7 protein-coding genes are annotated in these 9,457 nt (G+C 32.8%); 3 read left to right on the forward strand and 4 right to left on the reverse strand.

From position 1 onward, the window contains the following. A partial coding sequence (locus QM536_08430) for a T9SS type A sorting domain-containing protein (protein ID MDI9357031.1) occupies window positions 1-194 on the forward strand: 194 nt, incomplete at its 5' end. 293 nt (window positions 195-487) lie between these two features. On the opposite strand, the gene QM536_08435 is transcribed toward QM536_08430, so the two are convergent. The 4 genes from QM536_08435 to QM536_08450 all read right to left on the reverse strand — a co-directional run bounded on the left by QM536_08435 (window position 488) and on the right by QM536_08450 (window position 6,928). Beyond that, entirely contained in the window at window positions 488-2,416 is a 1,929-nt protein-coding gene (locus tag QM536_08435; protein MDI9357032.1) for a glycosyltransferase family 39 protein, read from the reverse strand. Window positions 2,417-2,751: 335 nt separating this feature from the next. Further along, window positions 2,752-4,479, reverse strand: a complete 1,728-nt coding sequence (locus QM536_08440) for an alpha-amylase family glycosyl hydrolase (protein ID MDI9357033.1) — start codon at window positions 4,477-4,479, stop codon at window positions 2,752-2,754. A 157-nt stretch (window positions 4,480-4,636) separates the two neighbouring features. Continuing rightward, a complete protein-coding gene (locus QM536_08445) occupies window positions 4,637-5,968 on the reverse strand; it encodes a caspase family protein (protein MDI9357034.1) in 1,332 nt (443 codons plus the stop codon). Between the two features lie 12 nt (window positions 5,969-5,980). Then, complete coding sequence (locus QM536_08450) at window positions 5,981-6,928, reverse strand: DUF6175 family protein (protein ID MDI9357035.1); 948 nt, start codon at window positions 6,926-6,928, stop codon at window positions 5,981-5,983. A 198-nt stretch (window positions 6,929-7,126) separates the two neighbouring features. Here QM536_08450 and ruvB point away from each other — a divergent pair, with 198 nt between their 5' ends. Beyond that, a complete protein-coding gene (gene ruvB, locus QM536_08455; GenBank protein MDI9357036.1) occupies window positions 7,127-8,143 on the forward strand; it encodes a Holliday junction branch migration DNA helicase RuvB in 1,017 nt (338 codons plus the stop codon). Between the two features lie 43 nt (window positions 8,144-8,186). Next, window positions 8,187-9,362: a putative sugar nucleotidyl transferase gene (locus tag QM536_08460; GenBank protein ID MDI9357037.1), complete on the forward strand. Its 1,176-nt coding sequence runs from the start codon at window positions 8,187-8,189 to the stop codon at window positions 9,360-9,362. Window positions 9,363-9,457 lie beyond the last annotated feature (95 nt).

The following is a 9,457-nucleotide window of genomic DNA, read 5'->3' on the forward strand; positions in this document are numbered from 1 at the left end:
TTCAGTATGATAAGACACAAAAGGTTGCATCGGTGAAAATATATGATATGATGGGTAGAGTGGTAAATGTAGGGGCAGAAAGTCTTCTGCCCTTACAGATAGATATAAAAGCCCTACCCAAAGGAGAATATATTATAATACTCTATGGAGAAAAAGGAGAGGTATGGAAAGCAGAAAAGGTAATAAAAGAATAAATATTTATTATCATACATACTAAAAGAGAGCGTTGGTTCTCTTTTTTTTATTTACTTACCTTAGGCAAACATATAATACAATTTCATACTTTTACATGTGAATCCGCTTTTTGAATATATTGTTTGCATAAGAGGATAAACTAAAATGAACTTCAATACCATCGTATTGGTGAAATAAAATATTCGTGTTTTACATTTTTAACTCACAACGGTCTCATATTAAGAGGCATCTATTTTGAAGATTCTAAATCATTGATTATAAAGCAAACAGAGTAGTTACATGTTCTCATGTTTCATAGTAAAGAAAGAAGTTGTGGATATTTTTTTTCTAAATGAATACCTCTTTTTTTCAGGACAAAATAATATGTTTTTACTAAGTCCATTTTATTTTGAAAGAGGTATAGTTCTACTAATTTTATGATTGCTTGGTTATATTGTGGTTTTATTTGAATAGTTTTTATCCAAAATTGTTCTGCTGCTGAATAGTTTTTATTCATAAGTTCTATTTTCCCTAATCTAAATAAGGCATCTGTATTGTTTGGTTCTAATCGTATTATTTTTTGAAAGTACCATTGAGCAGTATCTTTTTTATTTTCAGATAAAAGTAATACTCCCATACCGAGTAGAGATTGTATATTGTTTGGATGGAGTATTAGTATTTTTTGGATATAGAATAAAGCACTGTCCGTTTTTTTTTCTTTTATATATGCTCGGGATAAACCAGATAATGCTTCTGTGTCAGTAGGTTTTACTTGTATAGATTTGTAAAAAAAATACTTTGCTTTTGGGATATTATTTATTCTTTCGTATTCTAATCCGAGGTGGGTAAGAGCGGTAGGGTCTTGAGGATTTAATTCTATGGATTTCATAAGGTATATTTCGGCGGTCTTTATATCTTTTTTATCAAAATAAGGTTTTGCGAGCATTTTCCATGCCTGTGCACTGTGTGGAGCGTCTTCTGTAGCGCTTTTCCAATATGTTTCTGCGTTTTTAAATGCGTTGGTATGTAAGAAAGTTATTGTTCCTAAAAAAAGAATGAGGAATGAAAAGAGCATAGAAAAGTTTTTTTTGAAAAAAGAACTTTCTCGAGAGTGTACAGTTAGATATTTCAAAAATTCATTTATAAGTATAATGAAAGCTATGGAAGGAATGTAGGTTCTATGTTCTAAATAATCACTTAATCTTGTTCCGTCACTATAAATTACTACCACTAATGTGCCTGGTAGTATAAAAATAAGCCACCATATCAGACACCATATTGTTTTTTTGAGAGGTATTTGTACTTTTTTAATACTAAACATTAATATCCCAAATATAAAAATTCCTCCAAGGGTATTAATAGAGTTGAAAACAGGCCATACTGATACCCGAAAAGGTATAAAGAACTTAAAAATAGATTCACTCAAAAAAGGAGCATTCTCTAACATGGCTTCAAAACCTACTTTGGAAGAAGCAAATATCTCTATATTTGAGGATTGTATTGCTTGCTCTAAAGAATACCAACGGAGGATTAACCAAGGGATTATTGTTCCCGCCCAACCTATTATAAATTGTATGTATATATTTTTTTTTGCTAATAGAAAGCGAAAATTGTCTTCCAAAAAAATATAAGTAATACAAACAATGGGTATCCCCATTGCAGTTTCTTTGGTAAAAAGAGAGAGGACGAATAAAGCAAGGTGTGCGATAAAATAAGATGTTTTTTTATTTTCTAAATACTTTAAAAAATATATAAGAGAAGGGATAATAAAGACCGCAGCGAGGGGATCATTCCTTCCAAAAATCCAAGCAACTGCTTGTGTAAACAGAGGATGCACCATAAAAAGAAGAGATGTCCAAAAAGCAATTCTTTCTTCGTATTTTAATAAACAAAGAAAACGAAATAGAAAACAACAAGAGAGTGTGTGATATACAATATTTGTAAAGTGGTAGAAAGATGGATTGCTTTTGCTGAAAAAAAAGTCAAATATCACGGAATTAAAGAGCATAGGTCTGTAATATTTGACACTAAAAGAATGTAAAAAACCAGTGATAGCATTTTGAATATTAGAAAAATAATAGCCAGCATCTACAATATAGTCCATATCATCTAATTGTATAAAGTCAAAACGTATTGTTTTGCCATACAAAAGAAAACTCCCAATGATTATGAGTAAATACGGGTAGTTTATAGATTTTTTAGTCGGTATTTTTTTATTTTTATTTGATGGTTTGGAAATCATTTTTTGATGGATAATTAAACTTAAAAATGGTTATTATATAAATAAAGGATGCACGTAGATCCCATCGCAAAGTTCTTTTTTGGGAATGTTTTACACAAATATACTAAAATATTATTTTGTTTATAACAATTTTTTTATAAGATGCTCAATAGTTACGAAGGTTTTTATGCTCATTTGCGTTTTCTAATAGTTTCTATATTACAGTAATTAAAGTTACTAGAGCCAAGTATAACCTACATGAAATATATAAATTTGATTATCAATAGGTTTAAAATTCAATATTTGTGTAAAAAGAACGTTTTTGGTACTCTCCATGTTGAATCAGTATTTCAAAACTATTTTGCAAGAAGGTTTCGGGGGGATATTTTGAATATTTTAAAGCTGCTTTTTGGTATTGTGAGAAAGGTATCTTCCGTAGAGTGTATCTGATGGAGAAGGGTAGGTATTTTAAAAAAGGGGATGGGAATTGTTTCTTGGGTATTGAATATATTTGTGAAATCTAATCCTTCATTTACTTGCATATCCATTGTTTGAAATGCGTGAGAAGGTATCTTTATGGAGCATTCCTCGTCTTTTGTGGTATCAAAATTGAGAATAATGAGATATGCTGTTTCTTTTGTATGCCTGATATAAGCAAATATGGTATCAGAATATGCTGAAAAAGAAGGTGTTCTATTAAAATACTGCAAATCGTAAAATTCTCCTTCTCTGATACAATTGTCTGTGAGGGAAAAGGAGAGAATTTGTTGATAGGTATTTCTGAGCGAGATAGTATCTTCAGAAAGCAAAGCTGTATCAAACTGTCCATCGTTCATCCATTTTTGATGTTCGGGACAGGTTGTATAGTCAAAAATACTTGTTCTGCCTTGATATTCATCAGATTCATCGCCTTTTTCTCCTACTTCTTGTCCAAAGTAGAGAAGAGTAGAATTTTTGTGCATAGTGGTTATAAGAGCTATGGCGGGTATGCAATGTATTGGATTTTTCAAGAAATAATGGGAGGCGATCCTTTGCTCGTCATGATTTTCCAAGAAACGAAGCATGTTTTGGGCAATGCCTTCTTGTTTCTTCCAAATATGGGAGATGGTATCGGTGCTTTGCTTGTGTTGTAGTATATTTCGGAGGGTATCATACATATCTACTTTGTCATAAAGCAGGTCAAATTGTGCGGTGTGTATGTAATCATAGTATTTTTCGGGGGTATAAATCTCGGCTATAAAGATGGTGTCTTTTTTGGCTTTCATTTGAGGGATAAGCCATTGCCAAAAAGGAATGGGAACCATCTGTGCCATATCACAGCGAAACCCATCTACCCCCATATTACTCCAGTAGAGGAGTATATCTAACATTTTTTCCCAAGTATTTGGGAGAGGGGTAAAGTGTTCGGTCATATTGTGGGCATAATCTACACCATAATTGAGTTTTATGGTTTCATACCAATCGTGTGGGGATATATGAGTGTGAAAAATGTCATTCCCTGTGGCTTTTGCGGGAAATTCTTTGTAAGAGGGGAGATTTTCTTGAAAGGTAATAACGAGTTCTTGCTCGGGTAGGTAATAAAAATTGTTTTCGGGATGAAAAGCGAGGTGGGTATTGTCATTATGACCAAATGTTTTGTCATTTTCTGATTGTATATCAGAGAAGTAATTTCTGAATATATGATTTGGGACGAAATCTATAATTACTTTTAAGCCAACAGAGTGGGTTCTTTCTATGAGGTTTTGAAATTCTTGTATTCTGTGAAGAATATTATTTGCTAAATCGGGGCAAACATCGTAATAGTCCTTGATAGCATAAGGGGAACCTGCGGTGCCTTTTATAAGTTGTTCGTTATCTTTTGGGATACCGTATTGGGAATAATCTGTTTTTGTACCGTGTTCTATTATTCCTGTGTACCAAATGTGGGTTATTCCTAATTTTTGTATTTCTACAAGGGCTTTTGTGGTAATATCATCAAATTTACCTGTGCCATTATGTTGGATAGTTCCTTTATTGGCGGTTTTTTTATTTTTATTACCAAAGATGCGAGTAAATATTTGATATATATGTATTTTAGGTGTCATTTTTTTTTATTTTGAGAGGACTCAATTATTGCATTTTTTCTTTTTTAGGGATTGTTTTCTTTTTTTATGGGTGGGTTCTAAAAATTGATTTTCTTCAAAAAAAAAGTAGAGACGTTGCTTTGCAAAGTTCATTGAGGAGTTGAATTTTTTGAATACCTTATCTATTTTTTTTATAGGTAAGGAAAATATCGTTCATTTTTGTGGGATATATTTGGATACTTGGGGTTTGTTCTTGGTTATGAAGGATATTTGCTTTGAAAGGTATCTTATCAGGGTCTGTGAGGTATTGTTTGAGTTCTTGGTAGGAGATTTCTCCGTTTTTATTTATGTCGGCATCTTTTGTTTGTATTCCTTTGAGAAAATAATAGGTAAAGAGTCCGTGTTGTTTTTCATCATACCATGTAGAAACTTGTTCTCCCGTAGAGGATGCAAATACAGATACATTTTGAGAATATTCTAAAGAAACGGGAACTGTTTTAAATCCTGAGATTCCTTCTGTTGCTTCGGTTATATTAGAACCAGAAAAACAAGCATCGAGGATAATATTAATGTATTTTGCGGGGATAAGAGATATATTTTTTTGAAATGTAGAGAGAGAATATCCACTTACTTCGGGGGATTTGATATCGGCATCTACGGGGATAAAATAATTTTCTTTATTTTTTGGGGCGCCGTGTCCTGCATAGAAAATAAATACTTCTGTTTCGTTTTCTTTCACTAATTTATAGAGTTTTCCGGAGGAAGGGTTTTGAGGACTTCCAAAAAGAGTGTAAAAATCAGAGAGAGTGGCGTTTTCTTTATAAATAATATTTTCTTCCAAAAATCCAAATATGTGTATGAGATATTTTTTGAAAGTGCGTGCATCGTGGATTGCATATTTTACCTTTCCCGTTCCTTTTTTATAGTCCGTATTTCCAATAACTACTGCTATTGCGTTTTCTTTTTTTTCAGTGGTGGTGGGGAGTTCTATATCTACATCTGACTCGGTGTAGGTATATGTTTTTTCTGTTTCTGTGTTTTCAGGGATGTCTTGCATTTGGACAATAGCGTTTTCAAAAAAAGATTTGTAAATAGGGGTATCAGTGTTCATTTTTTTGAGTGCGGAGAGCATTGCTTTTGTTTCTGTTTCTCCAATACCTTTGAGTTTTATGGTTTCTTGCACCATTTTTTTTCCTGTGGAAGATTCTATTATACGTATATATATTTCTATACTATAGCTATGCATAGGAGGGGCTGTGGGTGTAATATCTTTATTGATAATATTTATATCGGCGTTGAAAGAGAAAGAATATGTTTTATCGCTTACGGTTATTCCATTTTTAGTGGCTATTTGGGTAAGTATGCTTTCCAATTTTTTTTTAATGGAAATATCCATATCTGTTGGAGATATGGATATTCCTAATGTTATTGGGGGTGGGTTGTTAAGAGTATTTTGGGCATGTATATGGAGGTATTGTATGAAGCAGAGAATGATGATTATTGTTTTCATGTCTTTTTTAATTTATTTTTCTCCGATAACTATTTGTGCTTGTCCGAGACCTTTCATCATAAGTTTTGAGTCAATTTTATAGGTTTCTTTGAGCATTTTTTGGAGTCCTCTTGCCCAGTTTCTGGCATCAATAGCTTTATTATTTTCGTCGTATGTGGGTATTCTTACTTGTTCAAACAGCATTATATTTTCGGTGGCATCGGTGGTGCTGAATCTATTTTTCACGGTATTTTTTGATACCCATTCTTCTATAATATCTTTTAGTTCTTTTCCGTCAAATTCTTTTTCTAGGTCTCCGTCAAAAGAGTCAAATTTTTTAATTCGTAAGATTATTTCACGTCCATTAGCAAAGAGGTCATCAAAGTGTTTTTGGAGTTGTGCGTTAAAGTTATCTAAGTGTGCTATGACTGCTTCTTGAAGGAGGGTCGGAAGTTCTGCGCTAAAAGAAGGTTGTCCTGTTCCCGATGCTCCTGCTATTTGTTTGTCTGTGTAGGCATCTAATCCTTGCAGATTAAAGGTTATTGATTTTTTAGGACCTGTTGCGTTTACTGTCCATGTTACTTGCATCCATATATCTGCTTTTGCAGTTTTTTTGAGTTTGTCTACAGGGCTTTCTGATACTCCCGAACCGCTTTTGCTTGTAAGGGCAGCGTCTTCTGCTGATTCATTTTCAATAGTTTTGAGGGCAGATTCTAAATTTTTAAGTGGGAATCCTCTTTCTATCATGAGTTCATTTATTTTACTTATTACTAATAATAGGTCGGGATTAGATTGAACCGCTTTTTTATAATCCGCTAATACTATTTCTTTTCCATTACTATTAAATGTAAAAGTGTATCCATTTTGATTACACCATACATCGCTTGGGACGACCATGATAGTTGGTTTTTTTGCTTGTGAGAATACTTCTGTTGAGAGCAAAAAATGTACTGTTATGAGAAAAATTATTTTATACTTCATTTTTAATTGTGTTTTTATTTTTAATTTATTAAATAATTATTATATTTTTTAATTGTGTGTAATATTCTGAAAATAGAATGTTTTTTGCAATTCTATAAAAAAGAATGTTTTATTTCGTAATTTTTACCATGAAAAAGATAAAAAAGAGGTTGTTTTTTTACATTTATAATTTTATGTTGATAAGGTAATAAACAAACAATGAGGGAAGATTATTTACAAGGGGAAAAGAATGTATTAAGCAAAGAAGAACAAGAGATAGAAAAGGCATTAAGACCTCTTTATTTTCGGGATTTTGAGGGGCAACAAAGTATTATAGAGAATATGAAAGTTTTTGTAAGTGCGGCTCGTCAGAGAAAAGAGCCCTTAGATCATGTGTTGTTACATGGTCCGCCGGGGCTGGGAAAGACTACTCTTTGTCTTATAATTGCGAGGGAAATGGGGGCTTCTATACGGATAACATCGGGACCAGTCATAGAAAAACCTGGTGATTTGGCGGGTATGCTCACGAATTTAGAACCACTGGAGGTCTTATTTATTGATGAGATACATAGGTTAAATCCGATAGTAGAAGAATATTTGTATGCTGCGATGGAAGATTATAAAATAGATATTGTATTGGATAGTGGTCCTAATGCGAGAAGTGTTCAGATAAAATTAAATCCTTTTACGGTTATAGGAGCCACTACACGAATAGGTTTATTAACAGCACCTTTGCGATCTCGTTTTGGTATCCATGGTAGGTTAGAATATTATACAGCCGACCTACTAAAAAAAATAGTTCAAAGATCTGCTTCTTTGCTTCATGTGTTTATTGATGAAGAATCTTCTTTAGAAATAGCAAAAAGAAGTAGGGGGACTCCCCGAATAGCGAATAATCTTCTCCGAAGGATAAGGGACTTTGCACAGGTACAAAATAATGGTTTTATTAATATGCCAATCGCTCAAAAAGCATTAGAAGCTTTGGGGGTGGATTCGGATGGATTAGATGAGATGGATAACAAAATATTGCATACTATTATACATACTTTTAAAGGTGGACCCGTGGGGGTAAACTCTATTGGAAGTGCTTGTGGAGAAGAGGGAGAAACTATAGAAGAATTTTATGAACCGTTCCTGGTTCAATCAGGATATATTAAAAGAACTACGAGGGGAAGAGAAGCTACCGACCTTGCTTACAGTCATTTTAAAATGAAAAAAGAGAATCGTCTTTTATAAGAATCACATAGTATTATACAATTATACAAAAATCAATTTCACAATGCATATTATACTTTTAGATAATCCTATTACAAAGAAAAATCTGTTGCCTCTCACGTATATAAGACCCGTATCCAATATCCGATGTGGTATTTTTACTATTCACGAAAAGTGGAAAAAATATACAAATACTACTGTTTCTATTCTCACGGAGGAATATCTGCACACAAAATTTCCTCCACAGTATTCTCAAAAAAACATCTACGTGGATAGCTCTACTATTCCGAATAAAAAACTCGTAGATGCTGTTTGTAATCTCAAAAACAATGAAGGACTTTTTTTTGAAAATACATTGATAGCATTTTCCCTCGATACACATTTGACATACTCTGAAGCCATCAGGTTTAATACTGCTAAAAAAACAATATTCACCCACTCGTATAAAAGTATTCAAAAGGTATGGAATATCTTTGAATTCAATGCGGAAGAGATTCAAAATGATTTCTCTCTCGTTACCCATAAAAGAAATTCTTATCTTATATCAGACCCTTTTTCACATGTGTATGCCTCAAAAAATATATTTATAGAAGAGAATGTGAGTATCAAATCGGCTATTTTGAATGCGGAAACAGGTCCTATTTATATTGGGGCTAATACAGAAGTAGGAGAGGGAACTATTATCAGGGGACCTGTTGCTCTGTGTGAAAACGTTACCACAAATATGGGAACAAAGCTACGCCCAAATACTACTATAGGTCCTTTTTCAAAAGTGGGGGGAGAAATTTCCAGTTCTGTTCTTTTTGGGTATTCTAATAAAGCACACGATGGTTTTTTAGGAAATAGCGTTATAGCAGAATGGTGTAATCTTGGTGCTAATACCAATACATCTAACTTAAAAAATAACTATAAAAACGTAAGTATGTGGAATTATGAGACAAAGTCATTAGAAGAAACTGCTGTTTTATTTTGTGGAATTATTATGGGGGATTATTCTCGATCTTCTATCAATACTATGTTTAATACGGGAACGACCGTTGGTATAGGATGTAATATCTTTGGGCATGGGTTTCCTAAAAAATACATTCCCAATTTTACATGGAGTGACTCTCAAAATGACACTCTCTATGCAATAGAAAAATTATTAGAAACCATTGAGAATATGTTCCAAAGAAGAAAAAAAATATATACTGATGAGGATAAACAATTACTTCAATATCTCTATTCTTTTGTGAGATAGAATATGTATAAAAATATGCACATACTCAAAAGAAAAATGGATAAAAAAATAAATGAATAAAACTAAAGAGCCGAGCAAGAGATAGTAAAAACTCA

The organism is Chitinophagaceae bacterium (assembly GCA_030053935.1).
Lineage (GTDB): Bacteria > Bacteroidota > Bacteroidia > Cytophagales > JASGCU01 > JASGCU01.